We start from the raw sequence: 18,388 nt of genomic DNA on the forward strand, positions 1-18,388 counted from the left end.
AATCGAGGCCATTTCGTAGAACTATCTGATCGGACCTTATGCTGGAGCAGGACGGCCCAGCGCAAGCGGTTGCGTGTCCGCGTCATGCCGGCGAAGCACAAGGCAAGCCCTATAGACTCGAATGTCCCGAATTCGACGAAACAAGGGTTTGCAAATTGGCTGAGGCCGAACACGAAATCGCGATCGAGCATTCGGCGTCCTGCCCAAGCTGATAGCGCTGCCCGAGCCTCCTTCGATTTTTAATCTGGCCTCTCGCAGGCAATGGGCGAGCGCCCACCAATCCGCTATTCGTCAGAACCGGAAGACGCGATACGTCTGGTACGCGAATATCGGCGTGTCGATCTTCGCGCTTTTCCTGTCCTGCGGCATATTTGTGCTCTGGCTGTTGCGTCTTCACCCCGACGGCAGTGCTAGCATCGCCAATACGTGGGGAACGCCACAAAAGGAAAGCTGCATCGCATACGGCATTGCGGCCAGTCTGACCTTGCTAGAAGCCACTCTCGAACGGTTGGAAAAATGACCTACTCGCCTGTCATCGACATCATCGGCATTCCTGCCATCGGGATATTCGTCGGGATCGTGTTGTCGTACTTCCTGCGCCGCCTGCAGCGTTCGATCGCGCGCGATGAGGCGCTCGCGGCACGGTCAAAACGGACATCGCGTACGCCAAACGTCGTCTATGCGCAGCCCACGTCGCTGCCTGTTGACGTATACACGCGTATCGCCGTGGCCGTGAAGACGAAAAACCTCGCGCTCAAGCTCGACGGCGGCAAGTACGCCTATCCGTCGCTCATGCTGGATCACGCGCCTGCGAGCTGAAAACCGGGCTGCCAGTCCGCCCCGGTGCACTTGCGCAAAAAGTCCGGCGCTCTGACACCGTCCAGGCGCCGGACAGCCTCATCTACTTTACTGAAACGCCACCTCGGCAAAGCTGCGCAGCTTCCGGCTATGAAGCTTGTGCAGGCCATTGGTGCGCAAGATCTCCATCGCCTTCACGCCAATCTGCAGGTGCTGATCCACCTGCGCACGATAGAACGAATCGGCCATGCCAGGCAGCTTGAGCTCGCCGTGCAGCGGCTTGTCGGAAACGCATAGCAAGGTGCCGTACGGCACGCGAAAGCGAAAGCCGTTCGCAGCAATCGTCGCGCTCTCCATGTCGAGCGCAATCGCGCGGCTCTGCGAAAGACGCTGCACCGGTTCGCGGTGCTCGCGCAGTTCCCAGTTGCGGTTATCGACGCTCGCCACCGTGCCCGTGCGCATCACGCGCTTAAGCTCTACACCGTCGAGTTGCGTGACCTGCGCGACCGCGCGCTCGAGCGCCACCTGAACTTCGGCCAGCGCCGGAATCGGCACCCACAGCGGCAGATCGGCATCGAGCACGTGATCCTCGCGCACATAACCATGCGCGAGCACGTAGTCGCCCAGACGCTGCGTGTTGCGCAGTCCCGCGCAGTGACCGAGCATGATCCACGCATGCGGACGCAGTACCGCGATGTGATCCGTGATCGTCTTCGCGTTCGACGGTCCCACGCCGATGTTGATCATCGTGATGCCGCTGCCGTCCGCGCGCTTGAGGTGATAAGCGGGCATCTGAGGCAGACGCGCGGGCGTCGTGCCCTCGTCGTCCTGCTCGCCGAGATTCGCGTTGTAGGTGACCACGTCGCCCGGCTCCACGAACGAGGTGTACTCGCTGCGGTAATTGCGCAGATCGGCGTCGTCGGTGTGCGCCATCATCGCGCGGCCGAGCTTCACGAATTCGTCGATATAGAACTGATAGTTCGTATAGAGCACGTAGTTCTGGACGTGCGTGGGCGAGGTCGCCGTGTAGTGCTTGAGGCGATGCAGCGAGAAGTCCACGCGCGGCGCCGTGAAGAGCGCGAGCGGCTGCGGCTCGCCATGCGCCGGTTCGAACGTGCCGTTGACGATGCGGTCATCGAGCTCGGCAAGGTCCGGCGTATCGAACACGTCGCGCATCGCGGAGAGCCGCTCGCGGTCCAGATCGCCTTCGAGGTGGATGCCCTCGGCAAATGCGAAGTGAATCGGAATGGGCTGCTCCGAGACCCCGACTTCGATCGACACGTGATGGTTCTTCGAGAGAAGCCGCAATTGCTCGCGATAGTAGTTGCCGAACAGGTCGGGACGCGTGATGGTGGTCTCGAACACACCGGGGCCCGCGACAAAACCATAGGAGCGCCGCGAGTCGATGTGCGTATTGACGTCGGTACGAATGCGCACGAACGGGTAGCATGCGCGCACACGGCGGTCGAACGATTCGCCGCGCCGATAGCGCGCGAACGCGTCGCGCAGGAACGAGGTGTTCGCCTCGTAGATGGCGGACAGGCGCGCGACGGCGTCGGCGGCATCGTCGAAGGCTTCGTCGGCCGGAAAATCGTGTGGGGGCGTCATGAAAGTGCGCCGGTGAATCTCGTTGTTCATGTTCGTTCGCCTCGGGTCATATGGAACGACATTAGCACGGAAGAAGGACATTCTGACAACGCCCTTCATGCGTGCGGGAGATTCGGGCGCAGCAGCCCGGGGCGCCACGGCTGGAGGACACGGGGCACGGGACGCGGATTTGCTAGAATTGAAGTTCCTATCGGAGAATCACCATGAAGTCGCACCTTCTTGCCGCCCTCGCAGCGACGCTCGCGTTCAGCGGGCTCGCCATGGCCACGCCAGCCGACGACGCGAAGACCGCGGTCGAGGCCCAGTCCGCCAATGAGCGGGCCGGCTTGCCGGATCTGGCCGCGATCAACAACGCTCCGACCGCGCGCGTGACTTCGAAGGTCAACATCAATGACGTGCCGCGCACGCCGAGCTTTCACGAAGTGAGCCCGGGCGGCACCGAGATCACCGAATACCGCGACAAGGGCAAGCCCGTCGAAATCAACGTGCATTCCGGCTTCGGCACGCACTACTCGATGAGCGCGAATCCCGATACCTCGCCGCAAGTCCGTCCGAACGGCCAGGCCAGCACGCGCCTGCCGTCGATCAACCTGCATTACTGATACGCCGCCCCCGCGCGCGGGCGGCGTGCGCTGTCCCGCGCCCCGCCTCCTGCCCGAGCGCGAAGCCGCTCCAAAACGTCTTCCGCGCAAGCGGCCGCGCCCGTGAGCAGGGCTCCCATTACGATAACCACACGACCTCTGGCATGGCCGTCTTCACCGCTGTCACCGAACCCCAGCTTGCCCAATGGATGCGCGACTACGATCTTGGCGACGTAGTCGATTTTCGCGGCATCCAGTCGGGCATTGAAAACAGTAACTTCTTCCTGACGACGACGCGCGGCGAATACGTTCTCACGATCTTCGAAAAGCTCACGGCCGAACAGCTGCCGTTCTACCTCGAGCTGATGCGCCATCTGGCCTCGCACCGCGTGCCGGTGCCCGACCCGATGCCGCGCGCCGACGGCACCCTGTTCGGCCTGCTGCACGGCAAGCCCGCGGCCATCGTCACGAAGCTCGACGGCGCGCCCGAGCTCGCCCCCAGCGTGGAGCACTGCACGGAAGTGGGACAGATGCTCGCGCGCATGCACCTCGCGGGCCGCGACTTCGCGCCCGGCCAGCCGAATCTGCGCAGCCTGCCGTGGTGGGAAGAGACCGTGCCCACGGTGCTGCCGTTCCTCGACGACGCCCAGCGCGAGCTGCTCACGAGCGAGCTCGCGCACCAGCAGGCCTTCTTCGCGAGCGACGATTACGCCGCGCTGCCCGGCGGCCCGTGCCATTGCGATCTCTTCCGCGACAACGCGCTGTTCGCGCACGTCAAGCCGGAAACGGGTCATACGGTGCGCCTCGGCGGTTTCTTCGACTTTTATTTCGCCGGCTGCGACAAATGGGTGTTCGACGTGGCGGTCACGGTGAACGACTGGTGCGTCGACCTCGCGACGGGCAAGCTCGACGCGCCGCGCGTCGAGGCGCTGCTGCGCGCCTACCAGACGGTGCGCCCGTTCACGCCCGCCGAGAGCCGGCACTGGGTCGACATGCTGCGCGCCGGCGCGTACCGCTTCTGGGTATCGCGCCTGTACGACTTCTATCTGCCGCGCTCGGCGGAACTGCTCAAACCGCACGACCCCGGCCATTTCGAGCGCATCCTGCGCGAGCGCCGCGCCGGTAGCGCGGCCGGCACGCCTGGCGCTCACCACGCACTCTCTTACCTGCCCCGCCCATGCAACTGATCGAAGTCCCCGCGAAGCAGGGCTACGTCTGGTTCCGCCAGGGCATCTGGCTGTTCCGGCGCAATCCGCTCGCGTTTCTCACGCTGTTCTTCTCGTATCTGCTTGCGATGACGCTGATCTCCGCGATTCCGGTGATCGGCGGCGTGCTGCCGCTCATCTTCGTGCCAGGCGTGGCCGTCGGCTTCATGGCCGCGTGCCGCGACACCGTGGCGGGCAAGCCGGTGCTTCCGACCATCCTCGTCGACGGTTTCCGCTCGTACGGACACACGGTCACCAAACACCTGTTCGTGCTGGGCGGGATCTATGTGGTGGCGATGACGCTGGTGCTCGCGGCGTCGGCGCTCGTGGACGGCGGCGCGCTCCTGCGCCTGATGACGCTGGGCGGCTCGCTCGACACCGATGCGGTCGCAAACGGCAATGTGCCGCTCGCCGTGCTCGCGTCGCTCGCGTGCTACGTGCCGGTTTCGATGCTGTTCTGGTTCGCGCCGGTGCTGACGGCCTGGCACGAGGTGCCGCCGGTCAAGGCGATGTTCTTCAGCATCGTGAGCTGCTGGCGCAACAAGGGGGCGTTCGTGGTGTACGGCGCGCTGTGGTTTGCGGTGTCGATCGGCGTTTCGCTGGGGCTTTCGACGTTGCTGCGCGCGCTCGGCGCAGGCGACTACGCGCTGGCGATCCTGATGCCGGCGCTCATCCTCGTGACGACGATGCTTTACTGCTCGTTCTACGCGACCTATCGCGGCTGCTACGGCGTGCAGGAAAAAACGGCCGCCGAAATGCCGGGCTCGGGACGCTGAGCGGAACGGATCAAACGGCCGACTCGCGCGGCATCAAGCAGCACAAACACCAACGGGGCGCCAATGTGCGCCCCGTTGGGTTTCTGAAACGTCCTGAAACTTCAGACCGGCGTGAATGCCTGGCTGCTTAGCCGTAGTGATTCATCCACGACGGGCTACGGCCGGCCTTCTCGCGGTCGAGCTTGCGCATGCGGAATTCGAGATCGTAGATATCGGCCGATTCGGCCAGATAGGCTTCCTCACGCTCCTTTTGAGCGGTTTCGTACGATTTCGTGAGGAACAGGAAAAGGCGGCTGAGCAGGTACATGGTCTGGCTCCGGTAATCGGGCACATGCCCTCGGAATGAACAGACGCATTATAGGGTAAACCATTATTATGGTAAACCCTAGGTATGTTGCAGATTGTCGCAGCTCCTTCGGGCGCCCGCGACACCCCGCACCGTGCGCTCAGCCCGCGCCGGCGGCCAGCTCGTCGCCCCAGGCGTCGTCGATCACGTCGCGCCGCTGCGGCTCGAAAAAGTCCCAGATCATCGCGCTCGCGTCCGGGCCGGTCGCCGAGTGAAACGGCACCGTATCGTCGCCGCCGCTCCAGGCGTGATCCAGCGCGCTCACCTGACACAGACGCACCACGCTCGCGCCGTCGCGCCCGTAGTCCTGAACCGTGTAGCCATCACCGTCGTGCTCGTGCGAAACCACACCCTTGCGCACGCCGTTGGCATCGGCGAGATCATTGAGGCGCAGGAACTGCGTGGCGAGTTGCTCTGCATTGACCGGCGCGACAACGGCATCGGCGCCGCCCTGCACGATGAGCGCCGGCATGCCGGGATGCGGGTGGCCCGCGAGTTCGCGCTCGACGAGCGCAACCGGGTCGTGGTGCAACCCGCGCCGCATGACGTCGAGCGCCGAAACGCCCGAGCGCGCCTCGCCGAACGCCGGCCCGGAATGAAGCGCGACAGCCGCGAAGCGGCCCGGCGCGCTCACCGCCAGCAGCGCCGCGAGGCCCGCGCCCGCCGACAGACCCGCCAGATAGACGCGCGAACGATCGAAACCATACTCCTGCACGAGCGCATCGACGAGCGAAACGATCGCCACAGCTTCACCACCGCCCGCCGGCTGGCGGGCGTCGTACCAGTGCCAGCACTGATGCGGATGCGCATGCACCGATTGCTCCGGATAGACCACGGCAAAGCCGTGCTTGTCCGCGAGCAGGTTCATGCGGGTGCCCTCGGCGAACGAGTCCATCGTTTGCTTGCAGCCATGCAGCATCACGACGAGCGGCATACCGGCCGTGCGCTGGCCCGGCGGCACATAGAGTCCATAGGCGAGCGCGCGCGATGCGCCCTTCGCCAGATGCTCGGCGCGCAGCCATTCGCCCGCTGCCCATGCGGCGGCCCGAGGTCCCACGCGCGACTCGCGCACCGGCGCGCCGCTACGCGCAGCGGGCGCGGGACGTGCAGGCATTTCGCTTGCGGCGGGCGCAGCCGCCACGCCGGCAGCGTGTGCCGCGGCGGGCTGGGCGGTGCGCCACATGGCCTGCGCGTCGGGCACGTGGCGGCCGGCTTCGCGCAACGCCTCGCGGGCAGTCCGGCTCTGGATGGCGAGCAGACGTCGCATGCCACCCGCCCACAGCTTCGTCAGATTTTTCGTCATCAGGGGCCTCGTGAAAGGGGTCGAATACGCCGAGGCAAACCGCCGCGGCTCTTCATTGTGCGACGCACAATAACACCAATCACCGAACGCTGCTGTAACGAGTTCTGGCTGCTGTAACGAATTTCCCATCGGGCCGGCGGGGTACGGTGCATCGCATTAATCGACCCCGAACACCGCTATACTGGAACACTGGACGTTGTTCCTGTCGCCCTGATTGGGCACTCGAACGTTAGTCGAATGATGCCTTCTGGAACGCGCCGCAGCGGCGCCAAGTCATGCTTGATTTACCCCTTCACCTCTGGTACTCGATCACCAACCTCGGCGGCGCCGGACTTACGCTTCCGCTCGCGCTGGCCATCGCGCTATGGCTCGCAACGGGCTATTCCTGGCGCATGGCGGCCAGCTGGCTGCTGCTCCTGGGTGCGGCAATTGGCCTCGTCACGCTCACGAAGATCGCCTTCCTCGGCTGGGGTGTCGGCGTGCGTTCGTACGATTTCACGGGCCTGAGCGGGCATGCCATGCTGTCGACGGCGGTTTATCCGGTGGCGTTTTTCCTGATGCTGCAGGGCGTGCGGCCCGCGTTGCGTATCGGCGGCGTTGTCGTTGGCCTCGCCATCGGCATCGCGGTCGGATTCTCGCGCGTCGTGCTCGAGGCGCATTCGCCGTCGGAAGCCGTTACCGGCTGCATCGTCGGCGCGCTGACGGCGCTCGTTTTCGTGCGCTACTGGTGGGACGCGCAATCGGGCCGGCTCTCGGCAGCCGTGGTCACGCTAAGCCTCGCGGCGCTCACGTTCGGCTTGCACGACGTGCGTCTGCCCACCCATCGCTGGGTCACGCATCTCGCGCTGACCGTCTCGGGGCACGATCAGCCCTATATTCGCGCCAAGTGGAAGGCCAACCGGCCGCTGCGCAAGCCCGGCGCACTCAACGCGCCGGTCTCGCAGACCCGCAACACGCTCACGCCGCCCCGTCAGCAACACGCCTGAACTCCACCGCAATCCGTGGTGACCACCATGCGGCGGACACGCTAACTGCGTCGCTCAACCGCCAACGCCGAGCAACACGCTCGACGCCTTGAACACCGCCGTCGCGCTCGCCCCCGCTTCGAGACCGAGCGCGTCGACGCTCGCGTCCGTGACGACGGCGGCAATCACCACGCCGCCCGGCAATTCGAGCGTCACTTCCGCATTGACCTCGCCGCGGCGCACGCCGCTCACCACACCACTCAAGCGGTTGCGCGCCGAAAGCCGCGCCGCGGGGTCCGTCGAAAGCGCCCCGCCCGCCACCAGCACGACCGACGAAGCCTTGACGAGCGCCACCACCGCCGCGCCCAAGGCGAGGCCCAGCGCCTCGGCGCTCTCGCACGTGACGACGGCGACGATCCGCTGACCGCCCGGCAGCGTGATCGACACTTCGTCGTTGACGGCGCCGCGCACGAGCGCCGCGACTGTGCCGAATAGCTGATTGCGCGCGCTGGTGCGCAACGCGAAGCGGCCGAGCACGGCGAGATCCTTGCCCAGATTGCCTGCCGTGGCCGCGTCGGGATCAGCATCGGCCTCGACGCCGAGCGCGTGTACCGCCGCGGCCGCGCGCTCGAGAAAGTGCCGATGCTCGCGCTCGATCGCCCCGAACGTGGCGATGAGGCGTTGCGCGCGCGGCGTGAGCGTGGTTCCGCCGCCGCCCTTACCGCCCGTCGCGCGCACGACGAGCGGTTCGCCCGCGAGGTTGTTCATGGCGTCGATGGCGTCCCACGCGCCCTTGTAGCTCATGCCGACCGCCTTCGCGGCGCCCGTGATCGAGCCTGTTTCGCGGATGGCCGCGAGCAGCGCGATGCGGGCCGCGCCGCCGAGCACCTGCGGGCCGGCCTGAAACCAGACCGAACCGCCCACGCCCAGCTCGGCCGATTCCGTGCGCGGCGGCTCGCCGGTTTCAGCGCCGGCACTTTCGCCGGCAACGGCCGGCCCGCACGGGGGAGAAGTCGAAGAGGAGGTCGTCATCGCGTGGAGCTTTTGTCGTGGGCAAACGTTGTGTCGATTATAGAGACGGGGCGCGCGACCTCGACGCCACCCTCTACGCCACGCTCGCGCTCACGCACAAACCAGACGCCGATCAAGCGCCGCGCAGCACCTTCGGCTGGCGCAACTCGCGCAGAAGCCGCTCACCCTCTTTCGCCGTATAGCGTTTCATCGCCTCGCACCACCCGCGCGCGAAGCCGAGCTGATACGGCTGCGCATCCATGCGCTCGAGATAGCGCAAGGCCACCGCGGCGTCGTTGCCGTCGCCGAGCACGCCCTGCAGGCGAGTGAGCGTGCGCGTCGTGTCCGAGCGCGTGCGGCGCGAGGTGATTGGTGCAAAAAACTCGAGCGTATAGCGCAAATACTTCGCGTTGATGCGGACGCGATGGCGGCCTGCGTCGTCGATGGACGTGAGCTTTTGCGACTGCGCCAGTTGCTGGTAATAGCGGCGCACGCGTTTTTTTGCGTGCCGATGCAACGAGTGCGTGCCCTCGCCGCCCGCTCGCGTGCGACGTGCAAACGCCTCCAGCCACTGCAGCCACGCCAGCGCGGCATGCGCGTAGCGCGGCGACGTCAATGCCTCGCGCAACCGTGCGCGCGCCACGAGCCGCTGCGCCTGGGCCTCGTCGAGCACGGCGCGCCAGCGCGCGGGCTCGTCGTCGGCCGCGGCGAGCGCGGGCAGCGTGGATTCGACGAACACGTCACGATCGCGCGCATCGCCGAGCAGGCCGCCCAGCCAATCGAGCTCGGGCTTGATGTGCGCACGCCAGGTCTCGTCCTGACAATGCGAAAAGATGCGCATCGCGGTGCGCAGGCGCCGCTGCGCCACACGCATCTGATGGATGAATTCGATGCTCGCCGAATCGCGCACGCCCCAGTCGTTGCCGAGCCAGTGCGCGCTGAGGTTGGCGCCGATCGCCACCAGCGCGGCCTCGGCAGTGCCCGCGCCGTCCAGATCGACGGGCTCCGCACGCACCGCGCAGGCGTCGCCGGCAATGCTGCCGGCCGCCGCACGCTCGAGCGCGTCGCCCAGGCGCACGAACGCGGGCGGCGCGTCGGCCAGTTCATGCGCGCAGGCGAACAGCGCGTCGACGAGCGGCGCATTGTCCTCGCCTTCGGCCCACGGCACGGCGACGCGCAGCTCGTGCAGGCTCGCGCCCGCGTGCGCAACCAGGTCGGCATCGAGCACGAGATCGGCGCCGATGCCGTCGCGAGGCCACTGCCAGCGGCTGCGCACCGACGACAGCGTCGCCGACGGCTTGAGTGGCCCGGTTGCCGCCAACGCCTCGCGAAACGCCTCGGGCGCCGCATCGAAGAGTGCGGTTTCAAGATCGCTCGCCTCGAGATGCGCCTCGAAAACCGGTTCGACGATGGTAATGCCCGGCGTCCATGCGCGCCGGCTGGAAACGACGACGCAATGCGCCGTGCCGCGCGTCTCGACAACGATCCGCCAGCCGGCCCTGGCGAGCGCGCCGCCCGCGTCGAACATGACAGTCGTGACAGGTTCGTGCGCATCGGCTTGAGGCACGAGCTGCGGCAAAACAGCGCCGATGGTCGCGTCGAAACCGGATGGAGTCTGCCCGGGAGGGACGGTGGCCTCGGACGCAACCTGAGACGGCGCACTCACGACATCCAGCACGATTTCCAGAACACGGCTCATGAACGCTCCGAGGGGTCGGTGGGGCGGCAGAAAGCGGTGAAAAAGGGCAAGTATGAACAGGCAAGACTAAACCGACAGCGACGCCGTTGTCGCACCCCGCTGTTGTCGCACCCGATAGTACACGCGCATCCGCGCAGGCGCTCTCCGTGGCGGCCCGGACCCGCTCGCCGCGGAATGACCGCGATCAAGACCGCAGCCAGGCGAAAGTGGAAAAATACTTACACATCGACCTGTCGTGTTTCTATAAGGAGTGTTGAGTGTTCCCGGAATTCAGAGACCTGATCTCACGACTCAAAACCCATGACGACCATTTCGCGCGGCTCTTCCATCGCCACAACGACCTGGATCAACAGATCAAAAACATGGAAGCGGGCATCGTCCCCGCGAACGGCATAGCCATCGAGCAACTCAAGAAAGAAAAACTGCAGCTCAAGGATTCGCTCTACCAGATCCTGCGCAAAGCCGAGAGCGTGTAAGCGCCCGCGCCTGCACCGAAACGTGCCGCGTAGCGCAGGCCGCGCGATGCGGCGCTCGCCCGCATCGCCGTGGTCCTGCCCTTCCAGCCATGGCGTTGCCTCCCTCCTGATCCTGATACCGCTCGCGTCGCTGACACCCATCGCCGGCCATTGCGCAGGCGGTCCCGGTTCAACCGAGGTCCGGCGGTCGTCGTAGCAAAAACCAATAGATCCCCAAGATGGCCACTCGCCCCGCCACCCTGAATCCCACGCCCACCGCGCAAGACCCGTCACAAAACCTATCTCGCGACAACGACGCGTCCGTCCACCGGACCGGCCTCACGCCGCACAGCGCCGAGCTGCGCACCGTCGACAGTGCCGTCGAAGCCGCCACCGAGATGATCGCGGGCGCGATGCACGATATCGTCGCCGCCAATGGCGCAGCGCAAGGCGAATCGCCCCAATCGCTGCTCGACTCGATCGCCGCGCTCATGAAGGGCCTGTCGCCCGACGAGGCCACGCAACTGCGCAGCCTGATCCTGGAAGGCAACCCGGCCGACTGGCGCAAGATGCGAGCGCGCCACCCCGACGAAGAGCTTGCCGCGGACTGGCGCGACGGCGCCTATCCGTATCGCAACCTGATGTCGCGGCGTGCCTACGAGCGGCAGAAATATCGCCTGCAAGTCGAGTTGCTCAAGCTTCAGGCGTGGGTGCGCGAGACCGGGCAGCGCGTGGTCATCGTCTTCGAGGGGCGTGATGCGGCCGGCAAAGGCGGCACGATCAAGCGCTTCATGGAACACATGAATCCGCGCGGCGCGCGCGTCGTGGCGCTGGAAAAGCCCACCGAGGTCGAGCGCGGCCAGTGGTACTTTCAGCGCTACGTGCAGCACCTGCCTTCGGCCGGCGAAATCGTGCTGTTCGACCGCTCCTGGTACAACCGCGCGGGCGTCGAGCGCGTCATGGGCTTTTGCTCGCCCGAGGAATACGCGGACTTCATGCTGCAGGTGCCGGAATTCGAGCGTCAATTGATCCGCAGCGGCATTCACCTCATCAAGTTCTGGTTCTCGGTGAGCCAAGCGGAACAGCGCCGCCGCTTCCAGGAGCGCAGCGTGCATCCGCTCAAACAGTGGAAGCTCAGCCCCGTCGATCTCGCCTCGCTCGACAAATGGGACGACTACACGCAAGCCAAGGAAGCGATGTTCTCCCAGACCGATACGGCCGACGCCCCCTGGACCGTGGTGCGCTCGGATTGCAAGAAGCGCGCGCGGCTGAACGCCATGCGCTACATCCTGCACAAGCTGCCTTATGCGAGCCGCGATGCCACTTCGATCGGTCCCGTCGACCCGCTGCTGGTGAGTCGCGCGCTTTAAGCGCCGCTAAACCGGCTGCATCTGCAACATCCCGCGCCGCCGCGCACTTGGGGCGCCATACCTCAAGTGCGTACGGCGACGCGCGGCAACCTCACGTCGCGTACTGCGCAACCCCATTCCCAAACGACCAGTTCTCGCGCGCGACATCCACGAGATTGACGAAGACATCCTCGCGCCGGACGCCGGGATCGCGCGCAAGGTTGTCAGCGATCTGGGCGAACAGCGCCTTCTTCTGATCCTGTCCGCGCGTATTGTTCACGGCGATCTGGATCATCACGAGGTCGTCGCTGCGCTCGATGCCGAGGTAGTGCCGCCCGAAAACGAAATTATCGGCATCGTGCTCGGTGACGATCATGAACTGGTCGTCCTCGGGCGCCTTGAAGATTTCCATGAGCGCAAGATGCACGCCCTGCATGAGCGCCTTTCTATAGGGTGCGGGCTTGCCTGCGCGGACGGCGATACGGGTGAATGGCATGTCGGGCTCCTTCAGCGTTGGATGGGGTGACGAGTGAACTGCCACGACACCAGCTTAGGCGCGCTCGGCTATAATCAACAGATATCTCTGGATATTTCATTCATTTTCATCTGAAATGAAACCGCTCGATCTCGATGCCGTGCGCGCGTTCGTCCTCGTCGCCGAACTGCGCAGCTTCACGCGCGCCGCCGAGGCGCTCGACACCACGCAATCCGCGGTCAGCCTCAAGCTCAAGCGGCTCGAAGCCCATCTCGGGCGGCAGTTGCTCGACCGCACCCCGCGCATCGTGCGGCTCTCGCAGGACGGGCGCACGTTTCTCGGCGCGGCGCGCGAGCTGCTGGGCGCGCACGAGCGCGCGCTCGGCACGCTCGCCGGCGATTCGCGGCGTCTTGCGCTGGGCTTGAGCGAGCACGTTGCCGATGCGCAACTCGCCCGCCAGCTCGCGCTCTTGCGCGCCCACGATCCGGGGCTCGTGATCGCGCTGCATCTCGGGCTTTCGACGCAGTTGCTCGCGCAGTTCGACGAGCGGCGGCTCGACGCCGCGATCGTCCGCCAGGAAGCCGAAGAGGCGCCGCGCGGCGACGCACGGCTGCTCTTCGACGAGCCGCTGGTCTGGCTCGCCTCGCCCGAATGGCAGTGGGAGCCCGGCACCCCGCTGCCGCTCGCCCTGCTCGCCGCGCCGTGCGCGGTGCGCGCGGCGGCGATCGACGCGCTCGACGCGGCCGGCATCGCGTGGCAGGAGGTGTTCGTGGGCGGCGGGGTGGCCGCGGTTGGCGCGGCGCTGGAGGCGGGGCTCGCCGTATCGGCGCTGGCGCGGCGCGTGGCGCCGCGAGTGCTCGTCGATGTCGGGGCGAAGCATGATTTGCCGCCGTTGCCGGTCTCGCGCGTGACGCTCCATTCGCGCGTGCGCGAGCCGCGCTCGGCCGCGACGCTGCAGTTGCTCGCGTCGAGCCTTGGCAGTGCTTGAAGGGCGGATTGCTTGAGCGGATGGGATGACTGCGCGACGCTAGCGCGCTCAGGGCAGCGCCATCCCGGCCGCGCCTTTCGCGCGCGCCGTCTGCACGGAAACCGACCAATGCCGGGGCGTGAGCGCCTCGACTATCGTCAGGCGTCCTTCAGGAATGAACGCGCCGGTATCGATGAACATCTGCGAGCCGATCTGGCGTAGCTCGCGCATCGGTGTGTGTCCGCAGTATGTGAGCGAAAGCGCATGGCGAGGCTGTGTGGCCGCGTTGAGGGCCAGCTCGCGTCCCCACAACATGCGCTCGCGCACTTGCGCATCGAACTTGCCGGCGTCGAGCTCGGCATCGTCGCCGAAGAATTCCGCATGCAGCACGTTAAAGCGCGTCGTCCCCTCGCCCACCACGCGCACGAGCGGCAGCTCGCGCAGCCGCTTCGCATGCGCGGCCAGCGCGTGATCGGGCAGCCCATGCGCCCAGCCCCCGCCGATGCCATACCAGCGATGCCGCGCGAGGCGTCCCTCCGCGACGGCGCATAGCGCGTCTTCGTGATTGCCGAGCACGGCGTAGAACCAGGGTTTGTCGAGCAGCGCGAGCGCCTCTTCGCACTGGTCGCCGCGGTCGACCAGATCGCCCACCGAAAACAGGCGGTCGCGCGCGGCGTCGAATCCGACTTGATGAAGCAGATAGCGCAAGGCGTCCACGCAGCCGTGCAGGTCGCCGATCACGAAATCGCGACCGGCCGCATTGGCCGCGTGATGCTGGACGACAGGAGCGAGAGTGGGCGTCATCGCTTCATCATAGCGCCGCATGGGCGACACGTATGCGCGCCAATTATCTTTTCGCGAGCGGTTTTGGGGTCGCCTGAGCGCCCTACTGCGGCTGCGCGCGCAGCGCCGCCACCTCGTCCGGCGTGATGCTCGCCTGCGGATTGCCGAACTGCTTCGTCACGTAGTTCGCGATGGCCGCCACCTGGTCGTTGCTGAGCTCGTCGCCGAATGCCGGCATCAGCACGTCGGCGTTCTGGGTCTGTCGCCGCACGCCGTGCAGGATCGTCATCGTCAGGTTGTTCGGGCTCGCCGCGCCCGCCACGCTGTTGTGGATCAGCGAGGGATACGCGAGCGGCGCGCTCGCGCCCACTCCCGCGCCGGTCCAGTTGTGGCAGCTCGCGCAGTTCGCCACGAACAGTTGCGTGCCGTTCACGCTCGTGATCGTCGTGCCGCGCAGCGCGGTGACGTCGTCGTTGGCGGGCTGGCCGAACGAATCGCGCGAGCGCGTCACGCCGCCCGCGATCGGCGGTTGCCCGCGCAAATAAGCGGTGATCGAGCGCAGGTCCTCGTTATTCAGATACTGCGTGGAATTCTGCACGACCTCGGCCATCGGCCCGGCCGCGTTCGCGTGGCCCGCGGCCACGCCGGTGGCCAGATAGCTCATGAGCGCGTCATCGCTCCAGCCGCCGATGCCGCCCATGCGGTCCGGCGTGATGTTGTATGCCTGCCAGCCCGCCTGCGTCGCGCCCGAAAGGCGTGCGCCCGACTTCAGGCCCTGCATGAAGTTGCGCGGCGTGTGGCACTCCTCGCAATGCGCGAGCCCTTCGACCAGATAGGCGCCGCGGTTGTATTCGGCGCTCTTTTGCGGATCGGGCACGAAGCGGCCTTCGTCGAAATTGAAGAGGTTCCAGAAAATGATCAGCCAGCGCTGATTGAAAGGGAACCGCAACTCGTTGGCGGGCGGCTTGTAATGGATCGGCGCGAGCGTGTTCAGGTACGCGCGGATCGCGAGCACGTCCTGCTCCGTCACGCGCGTGAACTCCACGTACGGAAACGCGGGGTAGAGCCGCTCGCCGCCCTTGCCCACGCCCTCGTGCATCGCGCGCATGAAGTCGGAGTCGGTCCATTGGCCGATGCCGGTGTCGGGATCGGGCGTGATGTTGGGCGTGTAGATCTTGCCGAACGGCGTGGCGATCGCGAGGCCGCCCGCGAATGGCCGGCTCTTTTCGGCGGTGTGGCACGCGGCGCAGTCGCCCACGCGTGCGAGGTAGGCGCCGCGCTTGACGATCTCGGGCTGCGCGGCGGCGTCGCCGGACGCGGCCGGGCCTTCGCCGTGGGCGGCGGGCAGCGGCACTTCGTCGACGGGGCGCGTGTCCGCGTCGTGCGCGGCGTGCCACGCCACATAGAGCGCGAACGTGCAGAACAGCAGCGCGGCGAGCGTAATGCGAGCTCGCTGCGTGCGATGCATGCGACCGGCGAGATCGGTGCAATCGGTGTGACCCGCGCGATCGCTGCGATGGGCGCGATGGGCGGAGGACTTTCCTGGGTTCATCGTCGGTATCCTGTCGAACGCCTCAAAGCTCGCGACGCAGTTTGTCGGCCAGCTTCAGCGCTAGCGCGGCCACGGTCAGCGTGCAGTTCACGGAGGCCGCGCTCGGCATCACCGCGCTGCCGGCGACGAACAGGTTCGAATGATCGTGCGTACGGCAGTCGGCGTCGACGACGGAATCGGCCGGGTTCGCGCCCATGATCGTCGTGCCCATGATGTGGTTATTGGGCGCGAAGGTGTCGTCGAAAGTGACATCGGTGCCGCCGAACAGCTGCGCGATCTGCGCGTAGAGATCATGCGTGTTGGCGGCGCTCTTCTTCACGTAGTCGTTGATCGAGTAGTAGATCTCGGGCTGCGGAATGCCGAGCGCGTCCTTGTGCTCGCCCGATGGCAGCACGCGGTTCTGCGGCTCGGGCAGATGCTCGTGGAAGCTGTTGATGTTGAGCGTGCGCGCGGCGCGGTCGCGGATCTCGCGGTCGAGCTCGGCGCCCGTCACGCCGTTCTGGATCAGCGCGGCGGTCACGGCCGGCGTAGCCACGGCGTTCGAGAGATGCAGCTTCTTCGCGGCGTAGTCGGAGCGAAACGCGCCGTCGCGAAAGTTCACCACCGAGGTCATCTCCATCGGCCCGCGCCCCGGCCAGAGCGGTTCGTTGGCGAGGAATGCGACACCCGTGCCCGGATGATCCATGAGGTTGCGGCCCACCTGGTCCGAGCGGTTGCCGATGCCGTGGGCAAACGCGTCGCTCGTGGACATCAGCATGAGCTTGGGCGTCTCGATGCCGTTCGCGGCCAGCACGAAGAGCTTGCCCGTCACGCGCGTGCTGTTGCCGTGCGGGTCCTTGTAATGCACCGCCGTGACGAGCCCTTTGTTATCGGCCTCGATGCGGTACACCACGGCCTGGGGTATCAGTTGCGCGCCGGCGCGCTCGGCTTTCTCTGCATGCACGACGCCGTTGTACATCGCCGCGATCGGGCAGATGGGCATGCAATTGTTGTTGCCGCAGCAAGTCGGGCGCGCGTCGTAAGGGCGGCTGTTGCGCGCGACGGGCTCGGGCACCACGTGAAAGCCGTTGGCGTTGAGCACGTCGCTGAAGCGCTGATCCATGTACGAGAGCGGCAGCATGTTCATCGGATAGGGCGTCGAGCGCGGCGAGCCGAGGTCGTGCTGAGCCGGATCGGGGCCCGAGACGCCCAGCTCGGTTTCGGCGGCCACGTACCACGGTTCGAGCGTCTCGTACGGATACGGCCAGTCGCGGCCCACGCCGTACTGCGTCTTCAGGCGAAAGTCGGCGGGCAGGAGGCGCCAGGCCGCGGCCGCCCAGTGCCACGTCGTGCCGCCCACGAGCCGCAGATACTGCGAGTTGTAGGGATAGTCGCCCTTCTGCACGAGGTAGTCGTTGGGCGGCGCGTATTCGGGATGCGGCGCATAGCGCGCGGCGGGGTATGGCGTGACGAAGTCGGCCTTGGCCGGCGAATTGCGGAAGTTCTCGACGATCTGCCAGCGCGCGAGACGCGGCCCGGCTTCGAGCACGATCACCGATGCGCCGGCCTGGGCCAACTGGTACGCGACCAGACTGCCCGCCACGCCGGAGCCGACTACGACTACATCGGCAGAGAGCTTTATCGCCATTGTCGTCCCTCGTTGTTCTGGCTTTCGTATTGTGAGGATGCCGGCCGGTGGACGCGTGCGCGAGGTTCGCACGTGCCCCCGACCGGCCCGCGCCACGCGCGAGCCGCCCCGCCTACTGCGTTATTTCGCTGCAAGCAGCGCGGCCACGGTCGTGGCGGGCATGTCTGCGGGCTTCTTTGTCCAATAGAACGGCACGTCGCGGCAATACGACGGAATCGTCAGCACGTCGCTGACCGGGTCGAACATCAGCGCTTTTTCGTAGGCCACGACCTGCACGTTCGGCATCTCGCCCACGAGCCCGAGATACCACGCGCGCATGATGTCGCCGACGGTCGAGGCCAGCTCCGGCTGGTCGGTCTTGAGCGCGGCCGTGACGGTGTCCGATGGCACGCCGCCATGCGCCTTGATCCAGGTGTTGAGCGCGCCCACGTTCTGCTCGAACTGGCTGCTCGCGTGCGCGAGCGCGGCGTAGATGCGCTGGCCGAGCACGGCGTCGAAGTGCGTGCGGCCGGTCAGGTGCTGGGAGAGCGCGATGAAGGCGTCGTAGCCGGTTTGCGCGGGCAAGGCTGCGACGCTGGCGTCCGAGGTGGCAGGCGCGCTTGCTGACGAATCGGCAGCCCACGCCCCCGCGATGCCGAAAGCGTACTGTGTGGCGAACCGCGCGCCCCGCCGGCCAGCCAGCGCGAACGCGAGCGTCGCGGCGCTAGCGCAACCGCCCGTCACGAAAGCGACGAAATGGCGGCGGCCCGGACGCGCAATACGGTCGGCGCGGTCGGCGGCCTCGCCGGCATCCGAATGAGCGGGCCCGTCCTGCGTCACATCGGTCATGAATGCTCCAGGCGAAGGGTCTCTCCCGCGCGAGCGGGGCTACACACTTGCCGCCGATAC

20 protein-coding genes are annotated in these 18,388 nt (G+C 66.5%); 9 read left to right on the top strand and 11 right to left on the bottom strand.

Annotated elements, in window-relative coordinates:
* Positions 1-191: hypothetical protein (locus U5775_RS30030; RefSeq protein WP_322061756.1), on the bottom strand; the 191-nt coding region annotated here is incomplete at its 3' end.
* Between the two features lie 143 nt (positions 192-334).
* Here U5775_RS30030 and U5775_RS30035 point away from each other — a divergent pair.
* Both U5775_RS30035 and U5775_RS30040 read left to right on the top strand, forming a co-directional pair.
* Complete coding sequence (locus tag U5775_RS30035) at positions 335-520, top strand: hypothetical protein (protein ID WP_322061757.1); 186 nt, start codon at positions 335-337, stop codon at positions 518-520.
* Positions 517-819: a hypothetical protein gene (locus U5775_RS30040; RefSeq protein WP_322061758.1), complete on the top strand. Its 303-nt coding sequence runs from the start codon at positions 517-519 to the stop codon at positions 817-819. The genes U5775_RS30035 and U5775_RS30040 overlap by 4 nt, the downstream gene beginning before the upstream one ends.
* An 87-nt stretch (positions 820-906) precedes the next feature.
* Here U5775_RS30040 and U5775_RS30045 read toward each other — a convergent pair whose 3' ends face one another.
* Positions 907-2,436, bottom strand: coding sequence for an AMP nucleosidase (locus tag U5775_RS30045; RefSeq protein WP_322061759.1), 1,530 nt, complete (start codon positions 2,434-2,436; stop codon positions 907-909).
* Between the two features lie 173 nt (positions 2,437-2,609).
* On the opposite strand from U5775_RS30045, the gene U5775_RS30050 reads away from it, so the two are divergent.
* The 3 genes from U5775_RS30050 to U5775_RS30060 all read left to right on the top strand — a co-directional run bounded on the left by U5775_RS30050 (position 2,610) and on the right by U5775_RS30060 (position 4,968).
* Positions 2,610-3,008 (top strand): hypothetical protein, encoded by a 399-nt coding sequence (locus U5775_RS30050; RefSeq protein WP_322061760.1) that lies wholly within the window; start codon positions 2,610-2,612, stop codon positions 3,006-3,008.
* A gap of 143 nt (positions 3,009-3,151) precedes the next feature.
* Positions 3,152-4,174 carry a homoserine kinase gene (locus U5775_RS30055; protein ID WP_322061761.1) on the top strand — a complete coding sequence of 341 codons (1,023 nt, stop codon included), beginning with the start codon at positions 3,152-3,154 and terminating at the stop codon, positions 4,172-4,174.
* Positions 4,165-4,968, top strand: coding sequence for a BPSS1780 family membrane protein (locus U5775_RS30060; RefSeq protein ID WP_322061762.1), 804 nt, complete (start codon positions 4,165-4,167; stop codon positions 4,966-4,968). The genes U5775_RS30055 and U5775_RS30060 overlap by 10 nt, the downstream gene beginning before the upstream one ends.
* A gap of 127 nt (positions 4,969-5,095) precedes the next feature.
* Here U5775_RS30060 and U5775_RS30065 read toward each other — a convergent pair whose 3' ends face one another.
* Positions 5,096-5,275, bottom strand: a complete 180-nt coding sequence (locus U5775_RS30065; protein ID WP_322061763.1) for a DUF3563 family protein — start codon at positions 5,273-5,275, stop codon at positions 5,096-5,098.
* A 139-nt stretch (positions 5,276-5,414) separates the two neighbouring features.
* Positions 5,415-6,617, bottom strand: coding sequence for a PHB depolymerase family esterase (locus U5775_RS30070; RefSeq protein ID WP_322061764.1), 1,203 nt, complete (start codon positions 6,615-6,617; stop codon positions 5,415-5,417).
* Between the two features lie 275 nt (positions 6,618-6,892).
* Between U5775_RS30070 and U5775_RS30075 the strand changes: the two genes are divergently transcribed.
* A complete protein-coding gene (locus U5775_RS30075; protein WP_322061765.1) occupies positions 6,893-7,603 on the top strand; it encodes a phosphatase PAP2 family protein in 711 nt (236 codons plus the stop codon).
* Between the two features lie 54 nt (positions 7,604-7,657).
* Here U5775_RS30075 and U5775_RS30080 read toward each other — a convergent pair whose 3' ends face one another.
* Complete coding sequence (locus U5775_RS30080) at positions 7,658-8,614, bottom strand: TOBE domain-containing protein (protein ID WP_322061766.1); 957 nt, start codon at positions 8,612-8,614, stop codon at positions 7,658-7,660.
* A gap of 112 nt (positions 8,615-8,726) precedes the next feature.
* Positions 8,727-10,292, bottom strand: a complete 1,566-nt coding sequence (locus U5775_RS30085) for a CHAD domain-containing protein (RefSeq protein WP_322061767.1) — start codon at positions 10,290-10,292, stop codon at positions 8,727-8,729.
* Between the two features lie 257 nt (positions 10,293-10,549).
* Between U5775_RS30085 and U5775_RS30090 the strand changes: the two genes are divergently transcribed.
* Together U5775_RS30090 and ppk2 are read left to right on the top strand one after the other, a co-directional pair.
* Positions 10,550-10,768: a YdcH family protein gene (locus U5775_RS30090; RefSeq protein ID WP_322061768.1), complete on the top strand. Its 219-nt coding sequence runs from the start codon at positions 10,550-10,552 to the stop codon at positions 10,766-10,768.
* Between the two features lie 377 nt (positions 10,769-11,145).
* Positions 11,146-12,117, top strand: a complete 972-nt coding sequence (ppk2, locus tag U5775_RS30095) for a polyphosphate kinase 2 (RefSeq protein ID WP_415913688.1) — start codon at positions 11,146-11,148, stop codon at positions 12,115-12,117.
* Positions 12,118-12,208: 91 nt separating this feature from the next.
* On the opposite strand, the gene U5775_RS30100 is transcribed toward ppk2, so the two are convergent.
* The gene (locus U5775_RS30100) at positions 12,209-12,592 is read right to left on the bottom strand and encodes a tautomerase family protein (RefSeq protein WP_322061770.1); all 384 of its coding nucleotides are present in this window, start codon (positions 12,590-12,592) and stop codon (positions 12,209-12,211) included.
* Between the two features lie 115 nt (positions 12,593-12,707).
* On the opposite strand from U5775_RS30100, the gene U5775_RS30105 reads away from it, so the two are divergent.
* Positions 12,708-13,559, top strand: a complete 852-nt coding sequence (locus U5775_RS30105) for a LysR family transcriptional regulator (RefSeq protein WP_322061771.1) — start codon at positions 12,708-12,710, stop codon at positions 13,557-13,559.
* Positions 13,560-13,607: 48 nt separating this feature from the next.
* Here the strand turns inward: U5775_RS30105 and U5775_RS30110 are convergent, their stop codons facing one another.
* The 4 genes from U5775_RS30110 to U5775_RS30125 all read right to left on the bottom strand — a co-directional run bounded on the left by U5775_RS30110 (position 13,608) and on the right by U5775_RS30125 (position 18,328).
* Positions 13,608-14,342, bottom strand: coding sequence for a metallophosphoesterase (locus U5775_RS30110; RefSeq protein ID WP_322061772.1), 735 nt, complete (start codon positions 14,340-14,342; stop codon positions 13,608-13,610).
* A gap of 82 nt (positions 14,343-14,424) precedes the next feature.
* Complete coding sequence (locus U5775_RS30115; RefSeq protein ID WP_322061822.1) at positions 14,425-15,789, bottom strand: c-type cytochrome; 1,365 nt, start codon at positions 15,787-15,789, stop codon at positions 14,425-14,427.
* 106 nt (positions 15,790-15,895) lie between these two features.
* Positions 15,896-17,500, bottom strand: coding sequence for a GMC family oxidoreductase (locus U5775_RS30120; protein WP_322061773.1), 1,605 nt, complete (start codon positions 17,498-17,500; stop codon positions 15,896-15,898).
* Between the two features lie 120 nt (positions 17,501-17,620).
* Positions 17,621-18,328: a sugar dehydrogenase complex small subunit gene (locus U5775_RS30125; protein ID WP_322061774.1), complete on the bottom strand. Its 708-nt coding sequence runs from the start codon at positions 18,326-18,328 to the stop codon at positions 17,621-17,623.
* Between the last annotated feature and the right edge of the window lie 60 nt (positions 18,329-18,388).

It is taken from the genome of Paraburkholderia sp. J63 (assembly GCF_905220245.1).
GTDB lineage: Bacteria > Pseudomonadota > Gammaproteobacteria > Burkholderiales > Burkholderiaceae > Paraburkholderia.

Bases quoted from the DNA above. Each gene is read 5' to 3' on its own strand.
- U5775_RS30065 (WP_322061763.1), bottom strand. From the start codon at position 5,275: ATGTACCTGCTCAGCCGCCTTTTCCTGTTCCTCACGAAATCGTACGAA.
- U5775_RS30115 (WP_322061822.1), bottom strand. From the start codon at position 15,789: ATGCATCGCACGCAGCGAGCTCGCATTACGCTCGCCGCGCTGCTGTTC.
- U5775_RS30080 (WP_322061766.1), bottom strand. From the start codon at position 8,614: ATGACGACCTCCTCTTCGACTTCTCCCCCGTGCGGGCCGGCCGTTGCC.
- U5775_RS30040 (WP_322061758.1), top strand. From the start codon at position 517: ATGACCTACTCGCCTGTCATCGACATCATCGGCATTCCTGCCATCGGG.
- U5775_RS30045 (WP_322061759.1), bottom strand. From the start codon at position 2,436: ATGAACAACGAGATTCACCGGCGCACTTTCATGACGCCCCCACACGAT.
- U5775_RS30075 (WP_322061765.1), top strand. From the start codon at position 6,893: ATGCTTGATTTACCCCTTCACCTCTGGTACTCGATCACCAACCTCGGC.
- U5775_RS30105 (WP_322061771.1), top strand. From the start codon at position 12,708: ATGAAACCGCTCGATCTCGATGCCGTGCGCGCGTTCGTCCTCGTCGCC.
- U5775_RS30055 (WP_322061761.1), top strand. From the start codon at position 3,152: ATGGCCGTCTTCACCGCTGTCACCGAACCCCAGCTTGCCCAATGGATG.
- U5775_RS30100 (WP_322061770.1), bottom strand. From the start codon at position 12,592: ATGCCATTCACCCGTATCGCCGTCCGCGCAGGCAAGCCCGCACCCTAT.
- U5775_RS30050 (WP_322061760.1), top strand. From the start codon at position 2,610: ATGAAGTCGCACCTTCTTGCCGCCCTCGCAGCGACGCTCGCGTTCAGC.
- ppk2 (WP_415913688.1), top strand. From the start codon at position 11,146: ATGATCGCGGGCGCGATGCACGATATCGTCGCCGCCAATGGCGCAGCG.
- U5775_RS30070 (WP_322061764.1), bottom strand. From the start codon at position 6,617: ATGACGAAAAATCTGACGAAGCTGTGGGCGGGTGGCATGCGACGTCTG.
- U5775_RS30110 (WP_322061772.1), bottom strand. From the start codon at position 14,342: ATGACGCCCACTCTCGCTCCTGTCGTCCAGCATCACGCGGCCAATGCG.
- U5775_RS30085 (WP_322061767.1), bottom strand. From the start codon at position 10,292: ATGAGCCGTGTTCTGGAAATCGTGCTGGATGTCGTGAGTGCGCCGTCT.
- U5775_RS30060 (WP_322061762.1), top strand. From the start codon at position 4,165: ATGCAACTGATCGAAGTCCCCGCGAAGCAGGGCTACGTCTGGTTCCGC.
- U5775_RS30120 (WP_322061773.1), bottom strand. From the start codon at position 17,500: ATGGCGATAAAGCTCTCTGCCGATGTAGTCGTAGTCGGCTCCGGCGTG.
- U5775_RS30125 (WP_322061774.1), bottom strand. From the start codon at position 18,328: ATGACCGATGTGACGCAGGACGGGCCCGCTCATTCGGATGCCGGCGAG.